The organism is Nocardia sp. NPDC003693 (genome assembly GCF_053981095.1).
In genome coordinates, this window is record NZ_JBSFNO010000003.1 from 86,909 (window position 1) to 111,990 (window position 25,082).

Below are 25,082 nucleotides of genomic sequence, written 5' to 3' on the forward strand. Positions count from 1 at the left end.
TTTCCTACTCCTCGGTCGCCAGGGACATGGCGACCATGGCCCGGCTGACTCGGTCGAGAACGACATCCAACGATTCGCCGATATGCAGGCGCAGCAGGTCGTAGGCGAGCGGAAGGTCTTCCGCCAGCACGGCATCGAGGATCGCCAGGTGTTCGGCGATGGTGACCTCGATGCGGTTGTTGACCATGAAGTCGTACATCCGCACGTGGCGGATGCGAGCGTTGACCGCCACCAGGGCGCGCACCATCTCGGTGTTGCCCGAGGCGGTCAGCAGCGCGACGTGGAACTTCTCGTCCACCACCACGAACGACGGCTCCTGCACCGGCGGGTTCGCCCGCAGGGCCAGCCAGCGTTCACGTTCGGCCCACAGCAGGGCATGATCGTGGCGCACACCGGGATTGGTGATCGCGCGCTGAATCCCGCCCAGTTCCAGGGTGATTCGCAGCTCGTACAGGTCGCGGACCAGGGGAATGCTGGGGCGGACGGGGCTGAAGCCGACCTCGTCGCGGCGCAGCAGGCCGTCCGAGCACAGCATGGCCAGCGCCTCGCGGGCCGGGGTGCGGGAAATCCCGAAGCGGGTGGAGATTTTCGGTTCGGTCAGGCGCTGACTGAATTTGACGCGCCCGTTCATGAGTTCGTCGCGCAGGGTGGAATACACCATGTCGCGCAGGTGTCCGCTCGCTGCGGCGGAGCGTGAATCCACTGTGGTCGACATGCTTGAATACGCTATTGGCCTGGGGTTTCCCGGAAATCACCTGCGGTAACGGGAGAGTAAGCAACCCCTCACAGCGCATCGGCCGCCCGTGAGATACGGCCGGACGGGCAAGGGTGAAGCGCGGATCGGCGGCGCGTGGGTACCGCGCGGTTCGATGACCGATGCGGGCGGTCGGTCTGCTTGTCCGACGCGGCCTCGCACGCTATGCTGAGATTGTCTCAGACAGTGAGGTTTGCATGGCTGAACAGTGTGATCCGGTCTTCGGGCACTACCTGCGCCCGCCCGAAGGGGTGATCCGCACTCGAACCGAACATGCCCGGACCGATGCGATGTCGGTGCTCATCGCCGCACCGCGCGAACGAATCTGGGAGCTGGTCACCGACATCACCGGCATGGGTCGCTGGAGCACCGAGAGCCGCCGCGGCTATTGGCTGCATCGCGGCGGTGTCCCGCGCACCGGATCCTGGTTCGTCGGCCTCAACCGCATCGGACCCGTCGTGTGGGCGACCCCGTGCGAGGTCACGGTGGTCGCGCCGCTGCGGCACTTCGAGTTTCGCGTGCACATTGTCGGGCCGCACTGGGGTTACTGCCTCGATCCGCATCCCGGGGGCACCCTGGTCACCGAATATCGGGAGTGGCCGAACGCCTCGGCTTTCCACCGCCTGCTCCGGTTCTCGGGACCGCTGGGCGCGCCGCGGGACAATCACGCGCTACACGGCATCCCGGCCACCCTGCACGCGCTCAAGGCGCACGCCGAATCGATTGCCGTGTCCTGACGAGGCCGAGACATGGGGTTCGCAGCGGCCCGGGTGCGTGCCGGACACGGCCGTACGATCTCGGGGGTGACCAACGACAGCGCAGCCGATCCGGACATCGCCGCGGTGGTGCGGGATCTGCACACCGATCTCGCCGCGTGGCTGGGCAGCGCGGCGGACATCGAGGTGTTCGAACGGTTCGCCGCCGCACAGCATCCGGAGTTCACGATGGTCGGGGTGGACGGTGTGGTCGCGGTGCGGGACGCGCTGCTGTCGGGGCTGCGCCGAGCCCGCAACGCGGTTCCGGGGTTGCGCATAGATACCGATGAGGTCGTGGTGCTGACCCGTGCGGGGAATGCGGTTGTCGTCCGCTTTCGCGAGACCCATCGGGTTTCCGCCGCGGCGACCGCGCGGTGGGTCACTGCCGTGCTGGTCGACGATTCCGGTGGGTATCGCTGGCATTCGGTGCACGAGACCGCGATTCCCTGATTTCGTGCCGGGAATTCTTCGTCGGGTCCGGTCGCGGCGGATCCAGAGTGTCGAAGGAATCGGTCGCGTCGCCTACGGTGTGTCCTGCAACGGCCACACCTCGACCACCCCCTGCGCCACCGCACACGGCGTTTCCGACACCAGCCGAACGGCGTCCGCCAAACTCTCCGCCTCGATCACCGCGAACCCTGCGACCGGCAACTCCGACTTCATGAACGCCCCCTCCGAGGTCCGCACCCCGGCCCCGTCGTGGTTGCGTACCTGCACCGGCGTCCCTGCGATTCCCATCTCGACCCCCGCGTCCCGCAACCGCGCGTCGTGCGCGTGCGCCGTGTCCCGGACCCCCGCGTCCGTACCTTCGTAACCGGCCTGGTCGCCGTACCCGATGGTGATGAACTTCGGCATGACAAATCCTCCTGGTTTCGACACCGTTCACCAGTACTGACGCTTCGAGCCTCCGTAACTCATCGGTGCCTGTCGAAGACCTCGTATCCGGAAGGCGTGCTCAACGCCCGAGTTCGTGCACCGCGGCCGCGAAGATCTCGAGCGCCCGGTCGTCGAACAACACGAACCGCACCAGGTCGAGATCGGCCTCCGAGGCGTTCACCGTCTCCACCGCGATCCGGGCCCCGTCGTCCATGGGCCACCCGAAAACCCCGGTGGAGACGGCCGGAAACGCGACTGTCCGCGCACCCAATTCCGCTGCCACCAGCAAGGATTCCCGATAGCACGAAGCCAGCAACCCCGACCGGTCCTCGTCCCGCGACCACACCGGACCCACCGTGTGAATCACCCACCGCGCCGGCAACAGCCCCGCGGTGGTCGCCACCGCCTGCCCGGTGCCCAGGCCCTTCCCGTACTTCGAGGCCCGCAGCTCCCGGCAGGCCGCCAAGATCTCCCCGCCCCCCTTCCGGTGAATGGCCCCGTCGACCCCACTTCCACCCAGCAGCGAGGAATTGGCCGCGTTGACCACCGCGTCCACCCGCTGCTCGGTGATGTCCCCCCGCACCGCCTCGATCCGCATCATCACCCCATTCTGCCGATCCGGCGGCTGTCCGCACCCGATCGGCGACGACTCGCGAGCAGGCGCCGCAGCGCGTCCTGTCCGGGCGGACCCCACGTCGGCTTGCCGCCGGGGCGGCCGCGCAGACCGGCGTCGCCGATGAGGATACCCACGCGAACTCTTTGCGTAGCAGGGCATCTGCGGACTCCGTCGCCCACGGCAGCCGTACCGCCAGCTCGTCGCCGAGCCGCCACAGCTGATTGTCCCGGCCCCGCGCGCCGAGCCGAACCGGAAGGTGCGCGAGGTCGGGGTGTTGCTCGCGCAGCAGATCCCGTACCAGCTCGGCGGTCAGGTCCATTCGAGAGTGCATGTCGTCCAACCGTATTCGAGGAAGGCTACGGCTGTTCGTGGAACACTCGCGCGTTTACCGCCCGTTCGGGATCAGCGCCTCGTGCCAGCGAGCGGTGTCGGTGTACTGGTGGAGCCAGCGGATTCGGCCGGAATCCACCCGCCAGAAGTGGGCGAACTCGGCCTCGTGGACGCGGCCGGTGGCGCGTACGGTGCCGCGATAGTGGCCGGTGACGACGATCGTTCCGTCGGCGGTCTCGGACCAGGTCTCGGGGCGGGGAGCGGTGTCGAAGTCGCGGTTCACCGCGCCCCAGACCTTGGTGAGGGCCTCGTGGGGGCCGTGGAAGGTGCCGCCCGCGCCGCTGGGGAGGCCGGGGGCGGTGTGTATCTCGAAATCGGGGTGCAGGACAGCGAGGATCGCGCCGGCGTCGCCGGATCGCACCGCGGTGTAGAAGGCTTCGACGGGTTCGGTAGCGGTGGACATGGCCACTCCTGTATTAGAATCTGGATTCTAGAATGATGAAACTATATTGGAAGCAGGGGAGTGGTGGGAAGGCCCGCGAAGTTCACCAGGGACCGGATTCTCGACGCCGCGGCGTCGCTCGCGGGTGAGGGCGGGGTCGCGTCGATCACGATGGCGTCCATCGCGGAGCGGTTGGGCGGGCCGGTCGGGTCGATGTACCACCGGTTCGCCTCGCGGGATCTGCTGCTGGCCGCACTGTGGCTGCGCACCGTCGGCCGCTTCCAAGAGGGACTGTTCGCGGCCTTGGACGCGGGCGATCTCGAAGCCGCCGCCCTGCACACCCCGCGTTGGTGCCGAGCGCACCCGGTCGACGCGGCACTGCTGGTACGGCACACCCGTGAAGCCCTGGTGCCGCGCTGGCCCGCAGAGCTGGCCGCCGACCGCGATCAGGTGAACTCGGGGCTGTCCGCTGCCTTGCGGGCCTTCGTCGACAGCCACACCGACATCGATTACGAGCGAACAGTTTTCGCGGTCGTCGATGTGCCCTACGGGGCCGTCCGGCGCCATCTGCTGGCCGATAAGGCGGTGCCCGAGCATCTCGACGAACTGATCATCGCCACCTGCCGCGCGGTCATCGCCCTGCCGTCGCCCGGCAACGGCGCGGGCGGCGATTCCGCTGTCCCGCCCGCATCCGACCCCTGAGCCCGGCGCCTCCCGGACAAAACCGTTGCGGCACACCGTGTGCTGCCGCCGCCCGAGTTCCCGTGGGTCGCATCAGCGCCGCGCCGACGCATCAGGCATGATGCACGCCGGTCCCGGGAACTCTCGTGTAGTACGCGCGAATCCCGGGATCGGCTCGGCCCGCCCGAGCCTGAAACCGCATGCGCGACAAGAAACGAAGATCGATCCCGCGGCGCTCGCGCCGCGACACGAGGTGAACAGTTCTATGACAACGATGGGCGATGCCGAGCCCGCAACGGCACACGATCCGGACCTGGCGGAACAGGCAATAGTCCTGGTGCGCGCACACGCGCCCGACGCCCGCTTCGGCAATTTCACGGCCGCGCCGGTCCCGAACCGTCGCGACACCTGGCAGGTCACCCGCGTGAACACCGACGGCCTGATCCTGCGCGACGGCTGGACCTTTCTGGTCAACCTGCGCACCAAGGCCGTGACCCGCAAGTCCTGGAAGTCGCTGAACCCGGAGTAGCCCCGGGTCACCCGGTGGACCGTGGTTCGCCGGTATCGCTACACCGGGGGGATGATCACGCCTTGAAATAGACCAGTTGATGGCTGGTGGCGAGCAGGGTTCCGCCGCCGGTCCACAGCTCGGCGGTCTGATCGGCGAAGCCGGCGCCGAAATGCTGGGAGCGCGCGGTGGCCAGTACGGGCTCGTCGCCGACCTTGCCGACCGCGGCGGCGTCGGCGTGGAAGTAGATGCTCAGCGAGACGGTCCCGGCGGGAACCAGGCGCCCCAGCCGGACCATGATTCGGGGAACGAACACATCGCTCAGCGCGGTCAGGGATACGTGGTCCAGCAGCCGCGGCGGGTGATCGCGGACCCACAGCGTGGTGGTCGAATCGCTCGCCGTCGCCGCGTCCAGCGTGCTGAGACCGCCTGCGGTGAAGCGCATTTCGTAGTTGTCCATCCACGCGATGGCTTCGGGGGTGTGTTCCGGTGCGACCTCGCTCGCCACCGGAACCGGCGGCGGCTCGATCTCGGTGGCGCCGAAGGATTCGCGGCGCACGCCGAAAACCGCTGTGGCGGTGGTGGTCACCACGTCGTCCTGGGTGAGTGTGAGGCTCCAGTGCTGGGTGGATCGATTGGTCCGGGTGGGATTCGCGGTGACGGTGAAGGGGCCGTCGGCGATCGGCGCGACGTAGTTGACGGTGAGCGAGAGCGGTTCGCCCAGGCGCTCGGGGTGCTGTACGACGGCCTGCAGCAGCGTCGCCGCGGTGATGCCGCCGAACGGGCCGACCATGTTCGCGTAGCGGGGATCGGTGTGCCCGGAGTAGTCGTTGCCGCCGGTGGCGGTGAGCCGGACGGCGTCGTCGAACGGATGGCGGATGGCGTCGGTCACGGGTTTCTCCTGCGGGGAAGGGGTGTCAGGGGCGCGGCATCAGGCCGCGGGTCAACCGGGTCACGGTCTCGTCGAGCAGATCGTCGATGCCGTCGCGGTCGACGAGGCCGGCGCCGGCGAAGCTCGCCAGGCCCTGCAGCGCGACCGCGACCGTCCAGCCGATCCGCAGCGGGTCGCCCGCCACCACCTCACCGCGCGCCTGGCCCTCGGCGGTGATCGCCACCGGCACCGCGAACGCGCGGGTGACGGCCTCGGCCATCGCCGCGCCACCGGAGGCGCTGTGCTTGCGCGCGAACATCAGCGTCAGCAGCGTCGGATTGTCCAGCGCGAACGTGAGATACGCGCGAGCCAGTGTCCGGAAGCGGTCCTCGACCGGCAGTGACGCGTCGGTCGCGGCGGCTTCGAACGCGTCGCCGAGTCGCCGGAAACCTCTCAGCGCCAACGCGTCCAGTAGTGCCCCCTTGTCGGGGAAGTGGCGGCTGGGCGCGTTGTGGGTGACGCCGACCTCGCGCGCGACCTGGCGCAGCGACAGCCGTTCTACTCCGTTTTCGCGCAGCGCTTTCTCCGCGCCGTCGAGGAGTTGATCTCTCAGGTCACCGTGGTGGTATCGACGATCGGGGGCCATAGTGCCTCGAGCCTACAGTTATGTGGACATTGACCACTTTGTGGACGGTGTCTACATTGGTAATCATGACGAACTCACAGTGGAACGCATCCGATCTCCCCGATATGAGCGGCCGCACGGTGGTCGTGACCGGCGCGAACAGCGGCCTAGGGCTGGTTACCGCCCGCGAACTGGCTCGCGTCGGCGCGCGAGTCGTCCTGGCCGTACGCGATGTCACCCGCGGGCAGGAGGCCGTCCAGCACATCGACGGCGACACCGAGGTTCGCGAACTCGACCTGGCCGACCTGTCCTCGATCCGCCGCTTCGCCGACCGCTGGTCCGGCGACCTCGACGTCCTGGTGAACAACGCGGGAATCATGATGGTGCCCTTCGGAACCACCGCCGACGGGTTCGAGCGCCAGTTCGGCACCAACCACCTCGGCCACTTCGCGCTGACCACCCTGCTGCTGCCGCACATCACCGACCGTGTGGTCACCCTCTCCTCGCAGGCGCACCGGCGCGGCACGATCGATCTGACCGATCTGGACTGGCAGCGCCGCGGCTACAACCCCGTAGCGGCCTACGCCCAGTCGAAACTGGCCAACCTGCTGTTCACCCTCGAGCTGCAACGCCGCTTCGACGCGGCCCACGATTCGCGTCGCGCGCTCGCCGCACACCCCGGCTGGGCCGCGACCAACCTCCAGAGCCACACCGCCCGCCCGATCATGGACCTCGCGATGCGCGCGGGCAACAGGTACATCGCCCAGACCCCCGACATGGGCGCGCTCCCGACCCTGTTCGCGGTGAGCCAGGATCTGCCCGGCGCCTCCTACGTAGGCCCCGACGGCTTCTACGAGTACCGCGGCCACCCGACCCTCGTCGGCCGGACGGCGTCCGCCGCCGATCCCGAGCTGGCCGCCCGCCTGTGGCAGGAGTCCGAGTCCCGCACCGGCACAACCTTTGTCACGACCGGGGCGTGAGATAGAGACGTTCCGGGCCGGCGGTTCTTCTTCACCAGCGGCGCGTTACTGGGCGCAATCGGCATACAAGACCGCGTACGCCCCTCGGCGCTCGAGATCGGCTACTGGTGCCACGCCGAACACACCGGACGCGGTGCGATGACCCGCAGCGCGGAAGCACTGACCCAAGTCGCGCTCGCCCTCCCGGGCACAGCCGGGGCCGAGATCCACTGCGATGCGGCCAATCAGCGCAGCGCCGCCGTCGCCCGCCGCCTCGGTTACCGCCTCGACCGGATAGCGCCCCGCGAGAAGCGGGCCCCGGCCGAGTCGGGTCAGGAAATGTGGTGGATCAGGCAGCGGTAGGTCTCGAAGAGTTTGGGCAGAGCTATGCGGATATTTCACCGGAAAGCTTGACTGACAAGCGTTTACAGCGTTCCGAGTGCCGCCGTGCCAGGATGGTTTCATGAGTCAGGAAGATCGCGCGTCCGCCGGTCCGGACCGCGCGAGCGCGTACGACAGCATCGCCGAGGGCTACACGTCGGACAACGAAACCAGCCTGTACAACGCCTACTACGCGCGGCCCGCGATGCTCAAACTCGCAGGAGCCGTCGCCGGTCGGCGGATTCTGGACGCCGGCTGCGGGTCCGGTCCGCTGTTCGCCGAACTACGCGCCCGCGGCGCCGAGGTGACCGGCATCGACTCGAGCTCCGGCATGCTGGAACAGGCCCGCCGCCGCCTCGGCGACGATGCCGACCTCAGGCTCGCCGACCTGGCGGAGCCGCTGCCGTTTCCGGACAACACCTTCGACGACGTCGTAGCTTCCCTGGTCCTGCATTACCTCGAGGACTGGGGACCGACCCTGGCCGAGCTGCGGCGCGTACTGGTCCCCGGCGGTCGACTCGTCGCCTCTCTCGAGCATCCGTTCGCCAATTTCCTCGGGCAGTACCTGGCAGGCGCCGATACCAACTACTTCCAAACCCGAAACCGCATCGAGGACTGGACCTTCGGCGACCAAACGGCTCGCCTGAGCTTCTGGGACCGCCCCCTACACGCGATGACCGATGCCTTCACCACAGCGGGCTTCCGCATCACCACCGTCGCCGAGCCCCCGGCCCTACCCGCAGCCCGCGACAAGTTCCCCGAGGTGTTCGGCGACAACCCAGACACCAGAATGCTGTGCTTCCTGTTCTTCGTCCTGCACACCGATTGATTCGTGATCCTGATCGGGTGAGGGCGTCCATCGTCCGGTCCGGCGTCAGCCGAACACACAACGCCAATCCTGTTGCGTACGAGACGCATTGGAGGCTAGCGGCGTGACGGCTACGACTTCATCAGCGTGACGGGAAGAGGCCGGGTGGGGCCGCAACCAGTTGCAGTGGCGGCATCTCATCGGAGTGTCCGGAGGCGGTCGAGCAGAACTGGAAGGGGCCCTCCGGGTCGAACAGGACGTTCATATGTGGATCGGCGTGGTCGAGGAACCACACGCTCAAACCCGTACTGCCGTCGGTCCGACAGTGCTCCCATGCCCGCCAGAGGGCATCCAGCCGCGCCACTGCCTCCGAGTGCAGCCACCACTGTGGGCACCACACCCGGCGGCCTTTCCCGACTTCTCGCCGGTACACGAGACTGAGGTAGTTCTCCACGAATTCGACGACGGATATGTACACCGGCGGAAGGTTGTTCGAGTCCACAGAACGGTGAACATACTCGGCCGCACAAGGTTTGGCGTACCGGTACCAGGCCGCAGGTCCGCCCGAACAGTTGCTCTCAACGCCACGGGCCGGGCATCGATTCACGGCTCCCGCACCGGAGATCTCACAAACCCAGTTTCGTGACCGCGTTGTCCTCCAGCGGATTAGCCGTCCGAATGTACCCGTGCACTGTGCGCGGATTGGACCACCGCCCCTGGCGCATGATCTCGCGGTCGCTCGCGCCGCCGAGGGCGGCCTGGGTCGCGAAACCCGCGCGCAGGGAATGGCCGGAGAACAGGGTGGGATCCAGACCCGCACGCGCCGCATAGCGTTTCACGAGCTCGGCCACGGCACGGCCGGACATAGCGGTCGGCGCCAGACCGCCGTGGCGGGTGATCGTGGGGAACAGGGGGAGATCGGGATCGGTCAGGGTCGTGCCGGTGAACCCGTGACAGCGATGGATGTGCGGGGCGGCGGGCGGGGCCTCGGCGAGCCAGGCCGCGAGCGCGTCGGGGCGGGCGTTGTGCGCCTCGCGCAGGCGAATCCAGTCGGCGAACGCGCAGACCGGGCACGTGTGCGGATGCGTGCCGCGGGGGAGGACCACGCGCTGCTCGTGCACGCCGGTGGGATCTGTCTTGGTGGTCGGCAGCTGGATGAGCAGCAGCGGCTCGCCGCTGGTGTGATCGGTGACCACCCGCACGTCGGCGATGCGCAGGCCCGCCAGTTCGCTGCGGCGCAGCGCGCCCGCGAAACCCGCGAGCAGCAGCAGCGTGTCACGCCGGCGCGCGGGTTCGGTGGGCCAGCCCGGCTCGGGCAGCTGACCCAGCAGCTGATCGAGCGTGTGCAGCAGCACCGGCCGCTTGCGCTTGGGCTGGGTCCGGCGGGTGCGGCGAATACCGCGCAGGGTCAGGCGCACGACATCGGCGCGGGTCGGGGACGGCAGGCCGTTGGCCGCGTGCACCGCCGCCAGCGCCGCCGCCTTGCGTTCGAGAGTGGCCGCGCTGAAAGCCCATTCACCGCCGTCGCGGCGGGCGTCGGCCGCCGCGGCCAGATACACCGCGACATCCAGCGGATCCGCGGGCAGCGCCTGGCGCCCCTCGGCCACGCACCAGCCCGCCCACGCTATCCAGTCGGTGCGATAGGCCCGCACCGTATTCGCCGACTGCGACGCCTCGAGATAGTGCCGCAGCGACCCCGCCTGCTCGGCGTCGAACCGCTCGCGCACCAATCGCAGTGCGGCGGAATCGACGAGCACGCTGCGCACCCCGCGCCGCAGCTCGGTGCGCACCGCCTCCGGCACCGCGATCACCGCGTCGGCCTCGAACGGCGCGACGGCCTGCGACTCCCTCTCACCGGTCATGGATCCGACCCTACGGCACCGCCGCGTGCGAACTCGCGTACTGCCGCACCGGATTCGCGACGGCCACCCCACCCGCGGTGGGAGGATGGAAGGCTCGTTTCCCGAGAAGGACACTCGCTCATGACCGGTCCCACGCTCTCGTCCGAATACGGCTCCCCCGATGCCCTGCGCGTGCGCATGGCCACGCACGACAGCTACAGCGAACGATCCCAGGACCCCACCGCCGAGGTACTCGCCACCCTGGCTCTGACCGGCGGCGAATCCCTCGCCGATATCGGCTGCGGCGACGGCCGATTCCTGGCGCACCTGCGCGAGCGCGGCCATCACGGGCGCGTCGTCGGGGTCGACACCTCACCCGGGATGGTCTCGACGGTGCGGGGGATACCCGGCGTCGAGGCGATCCTTGGAGACGCACGGCAATTGCCCTTTCCCACAGCCGAATTCGACTGCGTCACGGCCAGGCACATGCTCTACCACGTCCCCGAGCCGCTCGAAGCCCTGCGCGAATTCCGGCGGATCACCAAGCCCGGCGGCACGGTCGTCGTGGCCATCAACATCGCCGCCAGCTACGCCCGCACCGAGGCGGTCATCCTCGACCGCGCCCGCGCGTATGGTCTCGCACCCGACGGCGAGTTGTCGTTCACCGTGAGCCTGGAAACCCTGCCCGGTCTCCTGCGACAGGTGTTCCCCTACACCCGTATTCAGCGCTTCGACGACGCACTGGTCTTCGACACCCCGGCACCGCTCATCCGGTTCGCCGAGGCCATGTTCACCTTCTGCGGCATCGCCGCCGACAGCCCCTACCGCGCCGCGATTCTCGAACAGATCACCGGCGACTTCGAAGCCTGGTTCGCCGCCAACCCCGGCGGGCGGTGGCGCGATCCCAAGGGTTTCGTGATCGCCACCGCCCGCGTCCCCGGCTGATCCGGGTCAGTCCTGCACCCGCAGCGCCTGGCGAACGGTCAGGCGGCCCTGGGTCTGCATGAGCGAGCGGCGGTACACCTTCTCCGCGGTCACCACGATCCCGTAGGTCGCGATCGCGGTGATCGCCAGCGCCACAATCGGTTCCCACCACGCCGCCGAGCCCTCGGCCAGGCGCGCGGGCATCGCCACGATCGAGATGATCGGCACGTAGGAGGCGATCACCCGCCCGGTGCCGGTGATCAGCAGCCCGCCCAGCAGCACGATGATGATCAGCATCGACAGTGGCGTGGACGTGGCCTGCAGATCCTCACTGCGCGTGGCCAGCGCACCCGCGACCGCCCACATGCTCGCCAGCGCCAGGAAGCCGACCACGAAGAACACCAGGAACCAGCCCGCGGCCCCGCCGATCTGGCCCACCTGCCCGCCCTTGCCCGTGGCCGCCAGCCCGATCAACCCGGCGGCGGCGAACAGCAGCAACTGCCCCAGCGCCATCACGGTGTTGCCCAGCACCTTGCCGATCAGCAACTGCCGCAGCGGAATAGCGCTGGCCAGGATCTCCACGATGCGGTTCTGCTTCTCCTCGACCACGCTCTGCGCGATCGCCAGGCCGAACATGATCGAGGCGAGGTAGAACACGAACGCGAACACCAGCGTGACGATCCGCGCGAGGCCGGGATCGATGGCGCCCGGCTCGAGCACGTCGTACGCGACCGCGCCGCCGCGCGAGAGCTGCTCGACCGAGGTGCCCGCGGCGATCGCGTTGCGCTGCACCGCGAGTTGCGCGGCCGCGGCGGTGAGATAGGTCGAGGCGTTGTCGTTCTCGGCGGCCTTGCCGTACAGCCGCCAGCCGTTCGCGTCCGGCGCCAAGCCCACCTCGGCGGACTCCTCGCGCACCTGCCGCACCACCGCCTCGGCGTCGGGCGCCTCGTGCGCGACGAAGGACACCTTCTCGTCCGCGGCCTCGGCGAGCTGATTCGCCACCGTGACCACCTGCGCCGCGTTCGCACCGGTCACCGCCACGTCGAGCGTCTCGGTGCGATTGCCGGCGAACGCGCTGACCACCAGCGATCCCACGATCAGCAACGTGGTCACGAGGGTGGAAATGAGGAAGTTGCGGTCGCGCAGTTTCACCGAGATCTCGCGCGCGGCCACGATGCGCCAGATACCCGCGGGCGCCGCGTTCTCCCGATTCGATGCCTGGACGCTCATGCGGTCACCTCACGATAGATTTCCGACACCGACGGCCGCACCTCGGCCAGTTCCCGGACCGATCCGTGGCCGAGCGCGGCGGTCAGCACCGCGTCGGTGCTCGCCCCGTCCAACTCGAGCAGCACGGCCGAACCGGTCTGCTCGATGACGCGGATGCCCGCGAATTCGCGCACCCACCCCGTATCCCCATCCAGCACGAGCCGATAGCGCAACGGCCCCGAACCGCGCAGCTGCTCCGCCGAACCCTGCGCCACCACCCGTCCGCTCGCGAGAATGACCAGCTGATCGCAGAGCCGCTCGACCAGATCGAGCTGATGCGAGGAGAACAGCACCGGAACACCCTGCCCCGCATACTCACCCAGCAACTCGGCCATGGAGTCGATGGCGACCGGATCCAGCCCCGAGAAGGGCTCGTCCAGGATCAGCGCGGCGGGCCGGGTGATCACCGCCGCGGCGATCTGCACCCGCTGCTGGTTGCCCAGTGACAGCGATTCCAGCTTGTCCTTCATCCGGTCGCCGAGCCCGAACCGCTCGAGCAGCTTCTGCGCCCGCGCGGTCGCCTCCGCCGCCCCGACCCCGCGCAACCGCGCGAGATAAACCAGCTGTTCACGCACCGGCTGCTTGGGGTAGAGCCCCCGCTCCTCGGGCATGTACCCGAACGACCGCCGGTCCGCGACCGTCACCGGCCGCCCCGCCCACCGCACCTCCCCGCCGTGGGTGGCCAAGACCCCCATGATCATTCGCATGGTGGTGGTCTTGCCCGCCCCATTGCCACCGACGAACCCGGTCAGCGCGCCGGGCGGCACACTGAACGACACGTCGTCCACCGCCACCGCGTCCCCGAAGCGCCGCACCAGATGCGCGACTTCCAACATTGGCTCTCCCCACGTCATAGTCGGCCGTATCCGCCGCCACTCTTCCAGGCGGCCGCCGGTGCCGCCGCCCATCTGCCCGGGACGCGCGTCCCGGCCCGGCCGCAAGCGCCGCGAATCCCACAGCGAGCGGGACGAACTCGGAGCGAAGCCGCTCGGCACGGAATGCGAGTGTGCATACACTGCAACGGGTGGGGCTGATCCGGGCGCGACGGGCAGGTGGGTCGGGCCGGTCGGGGAGTGGATGCGACCGACCGTTTCGGGTCGGGAAGCGCGGGGGCGGAGGGGGTTCCATCCGTGGGATCGGGCGGGACCGAATTCTCATCGACGAGCAAGGAGGGTTGCCGGCATGGTGACGGTTATCGGTGGCGGTATCGCGGGAGCGGCGCTGGCCGGGGCACTGGCGTTGCGCGGGGAACGGGTGCGGCTGTACGAGCAGCAGGGGCGCGACAGCGGGGGCGGAGCGTTCCTGTTCATCGATGACCGTGGGCACCGGGCACTCTCGGAACTGGGTGTGCCGGGCGACATGGTGCGGGCCGCGTCCTACCCGGTGGCCGGCGGGCTCGTCTACGCCAACAGCCTCGGGCGGCGCGGGGCGATCAACGGGCGGGGGCACCGCTTCTGGATGCGGGACGCGCTCGTGCAGATCCTGCGCGAATTCATCGCCGAGGCGGGGGTGGACACCGTGTACGGCGCCCCGATCACCGATGTCACTGTGACACAGCGCGGTTGTGTACTGCGCCGGGGCGAGGACACGACCGTGGTCGAGGACGAGCTCATCGTCGGAGCCGACGGCATCGACTCGGTCGTGCGCGCGGGCCTCGAGCCCGAGCGCGGCACCGAGTACGCGGGCGACGTGGTGCTGTACGGCATGACCGGCAGACCCGTCACCCTCGACACCCAGCCCGCGACCCTGCACTTCTTCGCCGAGATCGAGAACCGCGCACCCGCGAGCACCCTCGGGCACATCTGGCGCCCGGGTGATCCGGCCGCCCTGTGGTTCCTGCGCGTTCCCCGCGCAGCGCTACCCGGCACCGACGACCTGGGCCACCGCCCGATCGGCGAGTGGGCCGAGACCATCACCGCGGCAACGCCTTCCAATCAGTCCCTGATCAGGACGTTCCTGGAGACCACGGAGTCGGTGCACGTCAGCAACGCGCGCAACGTGCCCCTCACCGACGCCGCGACCCCCAGCGATCCGGTGGTACTGATCGGCGACGCCGACCACGCCATCACCCCCGCCGCCGGTGTCGGCGCGCGCGACGCCCTGGAGGACGCGCACGCGGTGTACGAGGCCCACCTGTCCGGCGCCTCACCCGCCGCCGCGATGGCCGAGCGCCGCCGCCTCATCCTCGCCGACCGCGAACAGGCCCTGCGCGCCCGGGCACGCTGAACGAGACCGCCTGCGGCCCGGGCAGATCTACCGATGCCGGTCAGTCGGGCAGGATCGGGACCGACATGCCCTCGCCGCGGCCGAGCAGGGCCGCGCGGGTCACGGTGCCCGCGCCGAACCGGTCGCGCAGGGCGTCCAGGGTCGAGTCGAGGGTCGACTCCGCGCGGGGTTCCAGGGGGAGCGTCAGCTGCATCGTGGCGGCGTGTTCGAGATTGGTCAGGGACAGGCCCACCAGGGTCAGGCCGCGTTCGTGAATCGTCGGCAGCGCCGCGGTCAGCAGGGTGCGGGCGGCGCCGGCGATCGCCGTCCCGCTGTCGGTCGCCTCGGACAGGGTGTGGGAGCGGGTCGCGCGGGCGAAATCGTCGAAGCGCAAGCGCAGCACGACCGTCCGGCACACCCGGTCGCCGGCGCGCAGGCGGTGCCCGAGCCGATCGGCCAGGCCGTACAGATAAGCCTCGATCTCGGCGTCGGTGCGGGTCCGGCGGCCCAGTGCCCGCTGCGCGCCGATGGACCGGCGGCGTACGCCGGTCTCGACCCGGCGCGGGTCTCGCGCCCAGGCCAGGGCGTGCAGATGCCGCCCGGCGCCGGGGCCCAGGGCCGCGCACAGCGGGCCCTCGCCCAGTTCGGCGAGTTGCCCGACGCGGGTGATGCCCCGCTCGCGCAACTCGCGCGCGGTCACCGCCCCCACGCCCCACAGTCGCTCCACCGGCAGCGGATGCAGGAACTCCAGCTCCCGATCCGGCGGAACCTCCAGCAGCCCATAGGGTTTGGACACCGCGCTGGCTACCTTGGCCAGGAACTTGGTGCGCGCCACCCCGATCGAGATCGGCAGCCCGACCTCGTCGCGCACCCGCAGCCGCAGCGCCCGCGCGATCTCCAGGGGCGTGCCGGAGATCCGCCACAGCCCGCTCACGTCGAGAAACGCCTCGTCGATCGAGATGCCCTCGACCTCGGGGGTGGTGTCCCGGAAGATCTCGAACACCGCTTTGCTCGCGCGCGAATACGCCGACATGCGCGGCGGCACCACGATGGCGTGCGGGCACAGCCGCAGGGCCTGGCGGGCGTTCATCGGCGTACGCACCCCGTACGCCTTGGCCTCGTAGCTGGCCGCCAGCACCACCCCCGACCCCACGATCACCGGCTTGCCGCGCAGGCGCGGATCGTCCCGCTGCTCGACCGAGGCGTAGAAGGAGTCCAGGTCGGCGTGCAGAATCGCCGCCCGCGCGGGGCGGTCGTTCGCGCTGCTCACGGAACCGGACACGAACATATGTTCGCATACGAGGGTTGCGGGGTGGTCGCTGAGCGCCGTTCGACGCTCCGAACTGCGGCAACGCCGCCCCGCGTCCGGTGATCTCTATCCTTGGTCGAATGAGCCCAGGCGCGATGGTGATGGTCGATCCGAATCTGGACACGGTGACCACGGTCGGATACGAGGACGACCCGGCCGCCGCCGGTGTCACCCCGGCCGCGGTCGAGGCGATCTGGGCGGCGGTGCGCGACTGGTACCGCCTCGGCACGACCCCCGCCATTCAGCTCTGCCTGCGCCGCGACGGCCACGTGCTGCTGAACCGCGCCATCGGCCACGGCTGGGGCAACGCGCCCAAGGACGGCCCCGACGCGGAGAAGCGGCTGATCACCCCCGACATGCCGTTCTGTGGATTCTCCACGGCCAAGGGCGTTTCGGCGGCGGTGATGTTCATGCTCATCGAACAGGGCGCGTTCGCGCTGCACGACCCGGTGTGCGAATACATTCCGGAGTTCGCGGCGAACGGCAAGGGGCGCATCACCATCGCCGATGTGCTCTCGCATTCGGCGGGCGTCCCGTTCATCACCCCGCCCTACCGCGGCACCGCACTGATCCTGGACGAGGAGCTCGCCGTGCGCGGGCTGGCGGACATGAAACCGAGCTGGAAGCCCGGCCGTTTCCGGGTCTACCACGCGCTCACCAGCGGCCTGATCCAGCGCCTGCTGGTGCGGCGCGCGACCGGCATCGCCATGCGCGATCACCTGCGCACCCGCGTGCTGGAACCGCTGGGCTTCCGCTGGAACAACTTCGGCGTCGACCCGGCCGACGTCGACCTGGTCGTGCCGAGCGTGAAGGTGGGTCCCGGCCCGTCACGCATCTGGCAGCACCTGGCCGGCCGCGCGCTGGGCGGCGGCCTGTCCGGCCCGACCACCGAGGCGGACACTCGCGCCTTTCTCACCGCCGAACTGCCCTCGGGCAACCTCATCACCACGGCCTTCGAACTCTCCCGGTTCTACGAGATCCTCACGCGCGGTGGCGAACTGGACGGCGTCCGCATCATGACCCCGGACACGCTGCGCGCGGCGGTGCGACCCGCGCCGTGGATACCGGGGGTCGCCGGGCGCGTGTCGGTGGCCGGCTACGAGCTCGGTGCGCGCCGCTCGAAGTTCGGCCGCGACACCGAATCCCATTTCGGCCGTAGCGGACTCACCACGCAGTACGGCTGGTCGGATCCGGCCCGCGGGGTGTCGGGCGCGGTCCTCACCAACGGCAAAGCCCTCGCCGACACCGCCCGCCCGCACCAGCTCGTCGCGCTGATTTCCGGGCTCGTCCCACCTCACGCCTGAGTCGCGCGCGGCTCGGCACGGCCGCCGTTCGCCGGGATGAACGGGTACGTGAGCTGGTCCAGGTACCCGACCGGGAAATCCGGCGCCGCGGCCATGCCGAGCTGGTCGGAGGTGAAGCGCCGCGCCGGATCGTAGGAGTACGTGCGGAACAGGTGATCCCAGATCAGGGTGAACAGGCCGAAGTTCACGTCCCCGACGCCGGCCCATTTGAGGTGATGGAAACGGTGCCCCGCGTTGAGCGCGAGCAGGTATCCGGCCGGTCCGACCCGGTAGTCGGCGTTGGAGTGCTGCAGCAGCAGTTGCACCGCCGTCGCCAGCGCGAGGGCCGCAGCCACCTGGATCGGCAGACCGATGAGAACGAGCGGCATCACTCCGGCAGCCATCTCGACGGTCTGGTGCAGCGGATGCTTCATCAGGCCGTTGAGCCCGTAGAACCGGGTGATGCTGTGGTGCACGGCATGGAAGCGCCACAGCACGCCGATCTTGTGACTGGCCAGGTGGACCACGGTGATGCCGAAGTCCGCGACCAGAATCGCGAACAGCACCTGCCAGACGAAAGGCCAACTCGCGGGCCAGAGTTCGGGTGCCGGGACGATCGCGCTGAGCAGCGGGATGGCGGCCACGCTCACCAGCAGCAGGGTCTCGTTCACCGCGGCGTGGACGCGGTCGCGACGGCTGTCCGCCTGCTCGCCGTTCCACGAGGTCTCGTAGGGAATGAGCCGTTCAACGGTGAACGACAGGGCGATCGCCGCCGCCACCAGGACCAGCAGCCAGTATTTCGGGGCTCCGGCGCCGGCGAGCGTGATGCCCAGGCCGTTCACCCCGAGCAGCATGAGCGGGACGTAGCCGTAGCGGGCGAGGCGTTGTGCGAAAGTGTGCATGCGGTCGATCCTCGGTCGCGGCAACCGCGCGCGGCTTGAACGATTCGGCTACGGCGCATGCGCGATGTGCCAGTGCACGTTCCGGCTCAGCGCCGAGGGCGCGAGACCGAAGTTCTCCCGGCAGGTGCGGGTCAGGTGCGCGCTGTCGGAGAACCCGGCGGCGTGCGCGGCGGTGGTGAGATCACGTCCGGCGGCGACCTCGGCGATGGCCAGGGTCAGGCGCAGCCACAGCGCGTAGCGCCGCAGCGGCAGCCCGACCTGGGCGCTGAACAGGTGGGTGAGGCGGCTGGTGGAAAGACCGGCGCGCGTGGCGATGTCGGCGGTACCGACCGTGCCGTTGGCCACCAGAGCGGGCAGCAGGTCCAGGGCATGCTGGACCGCGGGATGCCGTGGCGCGGTCGCGGCGCGATCACCCTCTGGTGTGAGCGTGTCGATCAGGTCCGAGACGAGCCGATCGAGTGCGACGCCGGCCGCGGTGCCGGTGATCAGCGCCGGTCCGCCCGTCCAGCCGAGTGTTCGCGCGCGCAGGTCGGCGGCGCGGCCCGCGGCGGATTCCGGATCGAGGAAGACCGCGACGCCGGGCGCCGCACCCCGCGTGATCCGGTGGGTCGTGTCGGCGGGAATGACGAATTGCGCTCCTGCGCACAGGCTGTCGTCCGCATCGGCGACGGTCATGGCGTGGTCGGCCGCCATGATCTGCACCGCGTGGTGCGCGTGTGTTCCGGTGGGTCCGATCGAGCCGGTGAAGGCGAAGATGCCGGGGCGAATCAGGACCGCGCCCCGCCAGGTGGTCGCGGACATGGAAGCACCCTAGGGCACGGCCGGGCAGGCGGGGGAGGCGCGCGATGCCCGAACTCGCCGAGCGACGCGCGGACCGCCTCACCAATTAGTACAGAATATTCTGTACTGTGTGCCGCATGGTCACCATGGTGCACAGTGACGCGCTGTCCCGCTTCGGGTACGCGCTCTCCGATTCCACCCGCGCGCAGATCCTGCTGGCCCTGCGCACCGCGCCCGGTTACCCCTCGGAACTGGCCGAGCGCATCGGGGTTTCGCGGCAGATCCTGTCCAATCACCTGGCCTGCCTGCGCGGTTGCGGGCTGGTGGTGGCGGTTTCGGAGGGCCGGCGCAGCCGGTACGAACTGGCCGATCCGCGCATCGCCCGCGCGCTGGACGACCTGCTGGGCCTGGTACTGGCCGTGGATCCCGCGTGCTGCCCGGACGCCGAACGGGACGGGTGCTGCTGATGAGCGAGGCGTGCTGCGGGGAACGCGAACACCGTCCCGCCGACGACACCGACCAGCGCCTGTGGCAGGTCCGGGACATGCGCCTGGCGCTGGCGGCGGGCGCACTCCTGATCGCGGGCTTCTTCGCGCGCCGACTGGGCGCCGAGACCGCGGGCGCGATCGCCTATCTCGGGGCGGTCGGGCTGGGCGGGTGGACCTTCGTCCCCGGCACCCTGCGTGCGCTCCTGCGCGGGCGCATCGGCGTCGGCACGCTCATGACCATCGCCCTCGTCGGCGCGCTCGCGCTGGGCGAGTACGCCGAGGCCGCCGCGCTGGCCTTCCTGTTCTCGATCACCGAGGCGCTCGAGGAGCATTCGCTGGCGCGCACCCGGCGCGGCCTGCGTGCGCTGCTGGCCCTGGTCCCCAAGCGAATCACGGTGCTGCGGGCGGGAACTCAACACGACATCGAACCCGCCGAGCTGGCCGTCGGCGAGGTCATGGTGGTGCGCGCGGGCGAACGCGTGGCCAGCGACGGGATCGTGCGCGAGGGCAGGTCGGCGGTGGACACCTCCGCCATCACCGGTGAGTCCATGCCCGTGGAGGCCGGCCCCGGCGACACGGTGTTCGCCGGTTCGGTCAACGCCAACGGGGTGCTACTCGTCGAAGCCACCGCGACGGTCCGGGACAACTCGCTCGCCAAGGTCGTGCGGATCGTCGAGGACGCGCAGCGGCGCAAGGGCGTGCGCCAGCGCATCGCCGATCGCGTCGCTCGCCCGCTGGTCCCGGCGATCATGGTGCTGGCCGCCCTCATTGCCGGATGCGGTGCGCTGCTGGGTGATCCGGCACTCTGGTTCGAACGCGCCCTGGTGGTCCTGGTCGCGGCCGCGCCGTGCGCCCTGGCCATTTCCGTGCCGGTCACCGTGGTCGCCGCGGTCGGCGCGGCCACCCGGCTCGGCGTGCTGGTCAAGGGCGGGGCGGCACTGGAAACCCTGGGCGCGGTCCGCGCGGTGGCGATCGACAAGACCGGAACCCTCACCGCGAACCGGCCCGCCGTCACCGACGTCGTACCCGCACCCGAGGTGCCCGTCGAACGAATCCTGCGGGTCGCGGCCGCGCTGGAAGCGCGCAGCGAACATCCCCTGGCCGCGGCGATACTCGCGGCCGCACCGAATCCCGAACCCGCCGTGGATGTCTCGACGATCCCGGGGGCCGGGCTCGAGGGCACCGTCGACGGCAAGCCCGCCCGGCTCGGCAAGCCGGGCTGGGTGGATCCGGCCGGGCTGCACCGCGAGGTGATCGGCCTGCAGGACGCGGGGGCGACCGTCGCGGTCGTCGAACACGACGGGAAAGTGCTGGGCCTGATCGGCATTCGCGACGAACTCCGCCCCGAGGCCGCCGAAGCCGTCGCGGCTCTGCGCGCGGCCGGGGTCACGGTCACGATGCTCACCGGCGACAACACCCGCACCGCACACGCGCTCGCCGCCCGCGCCGGGATCACCGACGTGCACGCCGAATTACGGCCCGCGGACAAGGCCGACCGCGTCACCCGGCTGCGCGCCCAACGGCGGGGCGCGGTCGCCATGGTGGGCGACGGCATCAACGACGCCCCCGCCCTGGCCACCGCCGACGTCGGTATCGCCATGGGCGCCATGGGAACCGACGTCGCCATCGAGACCGCGGACGTCGCCCTGCTCGGGACCGACCTGCGCCACCTCCCGCAGGCCCTGGCTCATGCCCGCCGCGCGCGCACCATCATGCTGCAGAACATCGGGCTGTCGGCCGCGATCGTCCTGTCGCTCGTCCCGCTCGCGGCCCTGGGCGTTCTCGGTCTGGCCACCGTCGTGCTGATCCACGAGATCGCCGAGGTCTTCGTCATCGCCAACGCGTTCCGGGCGGGCCGGCTCCGCCCGCTCGTGCCCGTGAGTCCGCCTGCGCCCCGGCCGATTCCATCGCCGGCCGCTGAACAGGGCTGCGCCTGCTGTCCGGACGGGAGCGGGGCCGTCTCCACCCCGGTGACACTGACCCTCACCGTGCGCGAGCGCTGACACGGCCCGCCGGACCGGGCACCCGGTCCGACCTGCGGAATTCGACAGCGAAACGCCGTCAGAACTAGATCGGTTCGTATCGTCGGGCTGTCATCCTGGATCGATGAAGCTCCAGGTGGAGCAGGACAGCGGACCGTTCTACGACGCGGGCGGAGCACCGGCCGAGGCGGCCGCGGACGCTGTCGCTCCCGACGCGGTGGTGGTGAACATGCCCCCGGCGGCTGCGCCGCCCGGCCCGCCCGGGCCGGTGACACCCGAGGGCGGCGGGCCCGACGATACCCCCAAAGAGCCCGAACCCGACCTCACGATCGTGCTGGATCGGCGCTTCAACGACGAGACCAGGCGCGAAGAGTTCCGGCTGCTGCGCCGGATCGGCTACAACGACGACGCCCCCGGGATCGGGCTCGGCACGATTCTGGTGCCCGCCGACCTGGAGAACTGGACCACCGACCTCACCTCGGTGCCCGCGTTCCTGACCTGGCTGGTGCCCAAGACCGGGGCACATCTGCCCGCCGCGATCCTGCACGACGGGCTGGTGCTGAACGGCGACGAGCCCGCGAGCTACATCGCCCAGCGCGAGATCTTCCGCGACGAGGCCGACCGCATCTTCCGAGATGCCATGGCCAAGACCGGAACCGGGCTCATCCGGCGCTGGATGGTGTGGGCCGCGGTCACGGCCGCGACCATGCACCACGCGCGGCAGGTCGACTGGACGCCGCTGCAGAAACTGCACTACCGCGCCGCGCTCTACGGCACGCTGATCGTCATCGTGCTGCTCGGACTGTGGTCGACCCTCGACCTGCTGGACACCCCCGGAATACCGGGCGTCCCGTGGATCGGTGAGGAACCGGTCCAGGCCCTCGTCGGTGGCATCGCGGGCGCGCTGGTCATACCGCTGCTCCTGGGAACCCTGTGGGGCAAGTTCCGGATCGCGGGCTGGATCATCGGGCCGCTGGTCGCACTGATCATCCCGGCGGTGCTGCCGATCCTGGCCATCGGCGGGCTGTACGTCGCCGTGGAGCGGCTCCAACGCCGGCGGCCGCGGCTCGCACAGGCGCTGGCCGTGGTGCTGGTGACGGCGGCCTTCGTCGTCTTCGCGGTGTCCTGGTGGCTGGCCTGAGGTCCGGACCCGGGCATCCCCGACCCGGGTGCGGGCCTCATCGGCGCACCGGCGTCAGCGGCCGCGGGCCTCGGTGTGGGCGAGGCGGGCCAGTCCGTTGTGATACCCGGTGTCGTAGCCCTCGCTGAAGCCGTACGGATAGTCACCGACACCGGCCGGCACGACCGGGTCCGGTGGATCGCTCTGCGGGTTGTGGAGCATCGCTTGCTTGAACCCTTGGCGGTAGCCGCTTCGATACCCTCTGGAGTAGGCGGGCGTTTGCATCTGAGGACTCCTCGATTCCGCACTGTGGATCGTTGAGGATGCGCGAAGAGTGGGAAATTCCCGGTGATTTCGCGTTCGATGCACGACGGGCGCGCTGGTCGTTCCGTCGTCGATGTCTCCGCACACCATCGTGGTGGTGAAAGATCACCATCGGCGCCGCCCCGCGGTACCAGCTCCGGCCCGGCGGCAACCCACTGAATCACGGCCAACCTGTGCCGCGTGGAGAGCGACCGCGGCTGACTCGATTCTCGCACGGGCCTTCGGCGACCATCGAGCATTCGGCGCAGCACGCGTGGAAGTTCCGGAATATCCGATTCGAGATGGGTTGCGGTGCAGTGGAAACCGGGTCGGGAAGTGGCCTCCGATCCGGTATCACCGGAGGCGGAGGCCACCGCGCCAGCAAGCAGGCGGCCTATTCCATTGCCCGCTGGATATTTCCGCGCTGACGATTCCCGACGGTAGCAGTGGATTTGCGCTCGCGCGGGGTCAGCGCGCTGTTTCTGTCAGAGGTGAAAATCGGCCGCCGGGCACTTGTCACCGGTGACAAACGCGCGCCCCGGTGAAGATCGAAAATTCGGTGGACCCGCCCGGGCGTAATCCGGATCATCGTCGGAATGACTTCCACACCCCAGGAACGACTTCGGCTGGTCGGTCGCGAAGAGGCGGCGCCCGCGGCGATGTCGTGGGTGATGAGCCTGGACGACTCGGATTCGCCGCGCGACATCATCGACGCGCTCGGGCTGGCGCCCTTCGTGAGCGGCGAGCAGCCGCACGCGCTGTCGGCCGAGCTCGAGCGGGTCAAGCCCGACGCGCCGCTGTGCCCGGAGGACGCGCGGATCCTGCGCACCAGCGACGACGAAAGCACCCGGACCACCCTCGCGGCCGGTGACGGCTGGATGCTGCGGGTGCTGCGCCGCACGAACGGCACCGCCATGTTGCACGTCAGCGCCGTCACCGAGGAACTGGCGCGCACCGTCATCGACGTGTGCTCCAAGGACGCCACCGTCGCCGAGGAATCCGACGACACGCAGGTGTCCATGGGCTTCTGGCACAGCGGCGCACACGGTTTCAACCGCCGCGAGCGCGCCATCGGCGCCTCCACCTGGGCGGAGATCGAGCAGAACTACGGCAACGACATCAGTGCCGCGCTCGGCAGGCTGATGGCCCTGCGCGCCGAGGACGTCAGCGGCAGGCTGCTGCTCCTGCACGGCCCGCCCGGGACCGGCAAGACGTCGGCGCTGCGGGCGCTGGCCCGGGAATGGTCGTCCTGGTGCCAGGTGGACTGCGTGCTCGATCCCGAGGTGCTGTTCTCCAATCCCGGCTACCTCATGGAGGTCGCGATCGGGGTCGACACCTACGACGACAGCAAGCGCAAATGGCGGCTGCTGGTGCTGGAGGATTGCGACGAGCTGATTCGCGGCTCCGCGAAAGAGTCCACCGGACAGGGACTTTCGCGCCTGCTCAACCTCACCGACGGCATGCTGGGCCAGGGCCGGGACGTGCTGGTGGCCATCACCACCAACGAGAACCTGTCCCGCCTGCATCCGGCGGTGGTGCGCCCCGGCCGCTGCCTGGCGCAGCTGGAGGTCGGACGGCTCTCGCCTGCGGAAGCGGCGGCCTGGCTCGATCGCGAACTCGGTGACCGCCCGAAACCGGCCGTGGAGCCGGGCGGAATGACATTGGCGGAGTTGATCGAAGCGCGTGATCACCCCACCCGGATCCAGGCCGCACCGGAGGACACCACCGCGGTGGGCAGCTACCTGTAGCGCGGGTCCGGGGCCGCTTCGACGGCGGCGCCCGGGTCCGGCGTACCGAGACAGGCTGCGCCGGAGTCTTTTTCGCTGCCATGTCGCGCTACCGGATCGCGCGTTCGACCAGCAGCAGGGTGAGCATGACACCCGCCGCCGCGACAATCGGGTAGTAGCCCGGCGACCGGCAGTAATCGTAGGTCGATGCCGCGGCGATCAGCGCCACGAACAGGAAGAGAAAACGTTGCATCACGCTGCTCGCCCCCTAAGAGGAATTTCAGCGTAGGAGCGCAGAACATCAACTGCCACAGGCTGACTCGCCTGTGGCAGTGTCCGGTTA

Annotated in this window: 29 protein-coding genes and 1 pseudogene; 14 read left to right on the forward strand and 16 right to left on the reverse strand. The window is 69.8% G+C overall.

Annotated features, from left to right (window positions below):
• Window positions 1–4: 4 nt before the first annotated feature.
• Entirely contained in the window at window positions 5–715 is a 711-nt protein-coding gene (locus tag ACWDOP_RS05805) for a GntR family transcriptional regulator (protein WP_456344118.1), read from the reverse strand.
• Between the two features lie 236 nt (window positions 716–951).
• Between ACWDOP_RS05805 and ACWDOP_RS05810 the strand changes: the two genes are divergently transcribed.
• Together ACWDOP_RS05810 and ACWDOP_RS05815 are read left to right on the forward strand one after the other, a co-directional pair.
• Window positions 952–1,491 (forward strand): SRPBCC family protein, encoded by a 540-nt coding sequence (locus ACWDOP_RS05810; protein WP_456344119.1) that lies wholly within the window; start codon window positions 952–954, stop codon window positions 1,489–1,491.
• Between the two features lie 66 nt (window positions 1,492–1,557).
• Window positions 1,558–1,959, forward strand: a complete 402-nt coding sequence (locus ACWDOP_RS05815) for a hypothetical protein (RefSeq protein WP_456344120.1) — start codon at window positions 1,558–1,560, stop codon at window positions 1,957–1,959.
• A 72-nt stretch (window positions 1,960–2,031) separates the two neighbouring features.
• Here ACWDOP_RS05815 and ACWDOP_RS05820 read toward each other — a convergent pair whose 3' ends face one another.
• From ACWDOP_RS05820 to ACWDOP_RS05835, 4 genes are all read right to left on the reverse strand, one after another.
• Window positions 2,032–2,364, reverse strand: a complete 333-nt coding sequence (locus ACWDOP_RS05820; RefSeq protein WP_456344121.1) for a transcription initiation protein — start codon at window positions 2,362–2,364, stop codon at window positions 2,032–2,034.
• Window positions 2,365–2,464: 100 nt separating this feature from the next.
• On the reverse strand, window positions 2,465–2,986 hold the full coding sequence (locus ACWDOP_RS05825; protein WP_456344122.1) for an O-acetyl-ADP-ribose deacetylase: 522 nt from the start codon (window positions 2,984–2,986) through the stop codon (window positions 2,465–2,467).
• Complete coding sequence (locus tag ACWDOP_RS05830; RefSeq protein WP_456344123.1) at window positions 2,986–3,135, reverse strand: hypothetical protein; 150 nt, start codon at window positions 3,133–3,135, stop codon at window positions 2,986–2,988. The genes ACWDOP_RS05825 and ACWDOP_RS05830 overlap by 1 nt, the downstream gene beginning before the upstream one ends.
• A gap of 251 nt (window positions 3,136–3,386) precedes the next feature.
• Window positions 3,387–3,794 carry a nuclear transport factor 2 family protein gene (locus tag ACWDOP_RS05835; protein WP_456344124.1) on the reverse strand — a complete coding sequence of 136 codons (408 nt, stop codon included), beginning with the start codon at window positions 3,792–3,794 and terminating at the stop codon, window positions 3,387–3,389.
• 63 nt (window positions 3,795–3,857) lie between these two features.
• Here ACWDOP_RS05835 and ACWDOP_RS05840 point away from each other — a divergent pair, with 63 nt between their 5' ends.
• Together ACWDOP_RS05840 and ACWDOP_RS05845 are read left to right on the forward strand one after the other, a co-directional pair.
• Complete coding sequence (locus ACWDOP_RS05840) at window positions 3,858–4,475, forward strand: TetR/AcrR family transcriptional regulator (RefSeq protein ID WP_456344125.1); 618 nt, start codon at window positions 3,858–3,860, stop codon at window positions 4,473–4,475.
• 244 nt (window positions 4,476–4,719) lie between these two features.
• Window positions 4,720–4,983, forward strand: a complete 264-nt coding sequence (locus ACWDOP_RS05845; RefSeq protein ID WP_456344126.1) for a hypothetical protein — start codon at window positions 4,720–4,722, stop codon at window positions 4,981–4,983.
• Window positions 4,984–5,038: 55 nt separating this feature from the next.
• Here ACWDOP_RS05845 and ACWDOP_RS05850 read toward each other — a convergent pair whose 3' ends face one another.
• Together ACWDOP_RS05850 and ACWDOP_RS05855 are read right to left on the reverse strand one after the other, a co-directional pair.
• Entirely contained in the window at window positions 5,039–5,854 is an 816-nt protein-coding gene (locus ACWDOP_RS05850; protein ID WP_456344127.1) for an acyl-CoA thioesterase, read from the reverse strand.
• A 25-nt stretch (window positions 5,855–5,879) separates the two neighbouring features.
• Window positions 5,880–6,479: a TetR/AcrR family transcriptional regulator gene (locus tag ACWDOP_RS05855; protein ID WP_456344128.1), complete on the reverse strand. Its 600-nt coding sequence runs from the start codon at window positions 6,477–6,479 to the stop codon at window positions 5,880–5,882.
• 65 nt (window positions 6,480–6,544) lie between these two features.
• Here ACWDOP_RS05855 and ACWDOP_RS05860 point away from each other — a divergent pair, with 65 nt between their 5' ends.
• From ACWDOP_RS05860 to ACWDOP_RS05870, 3 genes and pseudogenes are all read left to right on the forward strand, one after another.
• Window positions 6,545–7,438, forward strand: a complete 894-nt coding sequence (locus tag ACWDOP_RS05860; protein ID WP_456344129.1) for an oxidoreductase — start codon at window positions 6,545–6,547, stop codon at window positions 7,436–7,438.
• 45 nt (window positions 7,439–7,483) lie between these two features.
• A pseudogene (locus ACWDOP_RS05865) lies at window positions 7,484–7,780 on the forward strand (GNAT family N-acetyltransferase); the annotation flags it as partial.
• Between the two features lie 100 nt (window positions 7,781–7,880).
• Window positions 7,881–8,627, forward strand: coding sequence for a class I SAM-dependent methyltransferase (locus ACWDOP_RS05870; protein ID WP_456344130.1), 747 nt, complete (start codon window positions 7,881–7,883; stop codon window positions 8,625–8,627).
• A gap of 121 nt (window positions 8,628–8,748) precedes the next feature.
• Here ACWDOP_RS05870 and ACWDOP_RS05875 read toward each other — a convergent pair whose 3' ends face one another.
• Together ACWDOP_RS05875 and ACWDOP_RS05880 are read right to left on the reverse strand one after the other, a co-directional pair.
• Window positions 8,749–9,084 carry a DUF4913 domain-containing protein gene (locus ACWDOP_RS05875; protein WP_456344131.1) on the reverse strand — a complete coding sequence of 112 codons (336 nt, stop codon included), beginning with the start codon at window positions 9,082–9,084 and terminating at the stop codon, window positions 8,749–8,751.
• 148 nt (window positions 9,085–9,232) lie between these two features.
• The gene (locus ACWDOP_RS05880) at window positions 9,233–10,468 is read right to left on the reverse strand and encodes a site-specific integrase (protein ID WP_456344132.1); all 1,236 of its coding nucleotides are present in this window, start codon (window positions 10,466–10,468) and stop codon (window positions 9,233–9,235) included.
• Window positions 10,469–10,588: 120 nt separating this feature from the next.
• On the opposite strand from ACWDOP_RS05880, the gene ACWDOP_RS05885 reads away from it, so the two are divergent.
• Entirely contained in the window at window positions 10,589–11,392 is an 804-nt protein-coding gene (locus tag ACWDOP_RS05885; RefSeq protein ID WP_456344133.1) for a class I SAM-dependent methyltransferase, read from the forward strand.
• Window positions 11,393–11,398: 6 nt separating this feature from the next.
• On the opposite strand, the gene ACWDOP_RS05890 is transcribed toward ACWDOP_RS05885, so the two are convergent.
• Together ACWDOP_RS05890 and ACWDOP_RS05895 are read right to left on the reverse strand one after the other, a co-directional pair.
• On the reverse strand, window positions 11,399–12,601 hold the full coding sequence (locus ACWDOP_RS05890; RefSeq protein WP_456344134.1) for an ABC transporter permease: 1,203 nt from the start codon (window positions 12,599–12,601) through the stop codon (window positions 11,399–11,401).
• Window positions 12,598–13,476, reverse strand: a complete 879-nt coding sequence (locus tag ACWDOP_RS05895) for an ABC transporter ATP-binding protein (protein WP_456344135.1) — start codon at window positions 13,474–13,476, stop codon at window positions 12,598–12,600. Before ACWDOP_RS05895 ends, ACWDOP_RS05890 begins: the two co-directional genes overlap by 4 nt.
• Window positions 13,477–13,822: 346 nt before the next feature.
• Between ACWDOP_RS05895 and ACWDOP_RS05900 the strand changes: the two genes are divergently transcribed.
• Entirely contained in the window at window positions 13,823–14,866 is a 1,044-nt protein-coding gene (locus ACWDOP_RS05900) for an FAD-dependent oxidoreductase (RefSeq protein ID WP_456344136.1), read from the forward strand.
• Between the two features lie 40 nt (window positions 14,867–14,906).
• Here ACWDOP_RS05900 and dinB read toward each other — a convergent pair whose 3' ends face one another.
• Entirely contained in the window at window positions 14,907–16,133 is a 1,227-nt protein-coding gene (dinB, locus tag ACWDOP_RS05905) for a DNA polymerase IV (protein ID WP_456344137.1), read from the reverse strand.
• A gap of 101 nt (window positions 16,134–16,234) precedes the next feature.
• Between dinB and ACWDOP_RS05910 the strand changes: the two genes are divergently transcribed.
• On the forward strand, window positions 16,235–17,458 hold the full coding sequence (locus tag ACWDOP_RS05910; RefSeq protein ID WP_456344138.1) for a serine hydrolase: 1,224 nt from the start codon (window positions 16,235–16,237) through the stop codon (window positions 17,456–17,458).
• Here ACWDOP_RS05910 and ACWDOP_RS05915 read toward each other — a convergent pair.
• Window positions 17,449–18,339: a sterol desaturase family protein gene (locus ACWDOP_RS05915; protein ID WP_456344139.1), complete on the reverse strand. Its 891-nt coding sequence runs from the start codon at window positions 18,337–18,339 to the stop codon at window positions 17,449–17,451. The two genes, ACWDOP_RS05910 and ACWDOP_RS05915, sit on opposite strands and share 10 nt — an antisense overlap.
• A gap of 48 nt (window positions 18,340–18,387) precedes the next feature.
• The gene (locus ACWDOP_RS05920; protein WP_456344140.1) at window positions 18,388–19,140 is read right to left on the reverse strand and encodes a helix-turn-helix transcriptional regulator; all 753 of its coding nucleotides are present in this window, start codon (window positions 19,138–19,140) and stop codon (window positions 18,388–18,390) included.
• Window positions 19,141–19,256: 116 nt separating this feature from the next.
• Here ACWDOP_RS05920 and ACWDOP_RS05925 point away from each other — a divergent pair, with 116 nt between their 5' ends.
• The 3 genes from ACWDOP_RS05925 (at window position 19,257) to ACWDOP_RS05935 (ending at window position 22,730) form a co-directional block, all read left to right on the forward strand.
• Window positions 19,257–19,586, forward strand: coding sequence for an ArsR/SmtB family transcription factor (locus ACWDOP_RS05925; RefSeq protein WP_456344141.1), 330 nt, complete (start codon window positions 19,257–19,259; stop codon window positions 19,584–19,586).
• Window positions 19,586–21,610 carry a heavy metal translocating P-type ATPase gene (locus tag ACWDOP_RS05930; RefSeq protein WP_456344142.1) on the forward strand — a complete coding sequence of 675 codons (2,025 nt, stop codon included), beginning with the start codon at window positions 19,586–19,588 and terminating at the stop codon, window positions 21,608–21,610. The genes ACWDOP_RS05925 and ACWDOP_RS05930 overlap by 1 nt, the downstream gene beginning before the upstream one ends.
• A 103-nt stretch (window positions 21,611–21,713) precedes the next feature.
• The gene (locus tag ACWDOP_RS05935) at window positions 21,714–22,730 is read left to right on the forward strand and encodes a DUF1353 domain-containing protein (protein ID WP_456344143.1); all 1,017 of its coding nucleotides are present in this window, start codon (window positions 21,714–21,716) and stop codon (window positions 22,728–22,730) included.
• Between the two features lie 54 nt (window positions 22,731–22,784).
• Here ACWDOP_RS05935 and ACWDOP_RS05940 read toward each other — a convergent pair whose 3' ends face one another.
• Window positions 22,785–22,931 (reverse strand): hypothetical protein, encoded by a 147-nt coding sequence (locus ACWDOP_RS05940; protein ID WP_456344144.1) that lies wholly within the window; start codon window positions 22,929–22,931, stop codon window positions 22,785–22,787.
• A 677-nt stretch (window positions 22,932–23,608) separates the two neighbouring features.
• Here ACWDOP_RS05940 and ACWDOP_RS05945 point away from each other — a divergent pair.
• Entirely contained in the window at window positions 23,609–24,760 is a 1,152-nt protein-coding gene (locus tag ACWDOP_RS05945; protein ID WP_456344145.1) for a DUF5925 domain-containing protein, read from the forward strand.
• An 88-nt stretch (window positions 24,761–24,848) separates the two neighbouring features.
• Here ACWDOP_RS05945 and ACWDOP_RS05950 read toward each other — a convergent pair whose 3' ends face one another.
• Window positions 24,849–24,992 (reverse strand): DUF3309 family protein, encoded by a 144-nt coding sequence (locus tag ACWDOP_RS05950; RefSeq protein ID WP_454204326.1) that lies wholly within the window; start codon window positions 24,990–24,992, stop codon window positions 24,849–24,851.
• Window positions 24,993–25,082: the final 90 nt, after the last annotated feature.

What these genes read in the sequence shown, in the direction of transcription:
- ACWDOP_RS05940 (WP_456344144.1), bottom strand. Translation starts at nt 22,931, where the DNA reads ATGCTCCACAACCCGCAGAGCGATCCACCGGACCCGGTCGTGCCGGCC.
- ACWDOP_RS05930 (WP_456344142.1), top strand. Translation starts at nt 19,586, where the DNA reads ATGAGCGAGGCGTGCTGCGGGGAACGCGAACACCGTCCCGCCGACGAC.
- ACWDOP_RS05825 (WP_456344122.1), bottom strand. Translation starts at nt 2,986, where the DNA reads ATGATGCGGATCGAGGCGGTGCGGGGGGACATCACCGAGCAGCGGGTG.
- ACWDOP_RS05810 (WP_456344119.1), top strand. Translation starts at nt 952, where the DNA reads ATGGCTGAACAGTGTGATCCGGTCTTCGGGCACTACCTGCGCCCGCCC.
- ACWDOP_RS05920 (WP_456344140.1), bottom strand. Translation starts at nt 19,140, where the DNA reads ATGTCCGCGACCACCTGGCGGGGCGCGGTCCTGATTCGCCCCGGCATC.
- ACWDOP_RS05835 (WP_456344124.1), bottom strand. Translation starts at nt 3,794, where the DNA reads ATGTCCACCGCTACCGAACCCGTCGAAGCCTTCTACACCGCGGTGCGA.
- dinB (WP_456344137.1), bottom strand. Translation starts at nt 16,133, where the DNA reads ATGTTCGTGTCCGGTTCCGTGAGCAGCGCGAACGACCGCCCCGCGCGG.
- ACWDOP_RS05900 (WP_456344136.1), top strand. Translation starts at nt 13,823, where the DNA reads ATGGTGACGGTTATCGGTGGCGGTATCGCGGGAGCGGCGCTGGCCGGG.
- ACWDOP_RS05890 (WP_456344134.1), bottom strand. Translation starts at nt 12,601, where the DNA reads ATGAGCGTCCAGGCATCGAATCGGGAGAACGCGGCGCCCGCGGGTATC.
- ACWDOP_RS05870 (WP_456344130.1), top strand. Translation starts at nt 7,881, where the DNA reads ATGAGTCAGGAAGATCGCGCGTCCGCCGGTCCGGACCGCGCGAGCGCG.
- ACWDOP_RS05860 (WP_456344129.1), top strand. Translation starts at nt 6,545, where the DNA reads ATGACGAACTCACAGTGGAACGCATCCGATCTCCCCGATATGAGCGGC.
- ACWDOP_RS05935 (WP_456344143.1), top strand. Translation starts at nt 21,714, where the DNA reads ATGAAGCTCCAGGTGGAGCAGGACAGCGGACCGTTCTACGACGCGGGC.
- ACWDOP_RS05910 (WP_456344138.1), top strand. Translation starts at nt 16,235, where the DNA reads ATGAGCCCAGGCGCGATGGTGATGGTCGATCCGAATCTGGACACGGTG.
- ACWDOP_RS05820 (WP_456344121.1), bottom strand. Translation starts at nt 2,364, where the DNA reads ATGCCGAAGTTCATCACCATCGGGTACGGCGACCAGGCCGGTTACGAA.
- ACWDOP_RS05950 (WP_454204326.1), bottom strand. Translation starts at nt 24,992, where the DNA reads ATGCAACGTTTTCTCTTCCTGTTCGTGGCGCTGATCGCCGCGGCATCG.
- ACWDOP_RS05915 (WP_456344139.1), bottom strand. Translation starts at nt 18,339, where the DNA reads ATGCACACTTTCGCACAACGCCTCGCCCGCTACGGCTACGTCCCGCTC.
- ACWDOP_RS05945 (WP_456344145.1), top strand. Translation starts at nt 23,609, where the DNA reads ATGACTTCCACACCCCAGGAACGACTTCGGCTGGTCGGTCGCGAAGAG.
- ACWDOP_RS05880 (WP_456344132.1), bottom strand. Translation starts at nt 10,468, where the DNA reads ATGACCGGTGAGAGGGAGTCGCAGGCCGTCGCGCCGTTCGAGGCCGAC.
- ACWDOP_RS05845 (WP_456344126.1), top strand. Translation starts at nt 4,720, where the DNA reads ATGACAACGATGGGCGATGCCGAGCCCGCAACGGCACACGATCCGGAC.
- ACWDOP_RS05855 (WP_456344128.1), bottom strand. Translation starts at nt 6,479, where the DNA reads ATGGCCCCCGATCGTCGATACCACCACGGTGACCTGAGAGATCAACTC.
- ACWDOP_RS05895 (WP_456344135.1), bottom strand. Translation starts at nt 13,476, where the DNA reads ATGTTGGAAGTCGCGCATCTGGTGCGGCGCTTCGGGGACGCGGTGGCG.
- ACWDOP_RS05925 (WP_456344141.1), top strand. Translation starts at nt 19,257, where the DNA reads ATGGTCACCATGGTGCACAGTGACGCGCTGTCCCGCTTCGGGTACGCG.
- ACWDOP_RS05885 (WP_456344133.1), top strand. Translation starts at nt 10,589, where the DNA reads ATGACCGGTCCCACGCTCTCGTCCGAATACGGCTCCCCCGATGCCCTG.
- ACWDOP_RS05805 (WP_456344118.1), bottom strand. Translation starts at nt 715, where the DNA reads ATGTCGACCACAGTGGATTCACGCTCCGCCGCAGCGAGCGGACACCTG.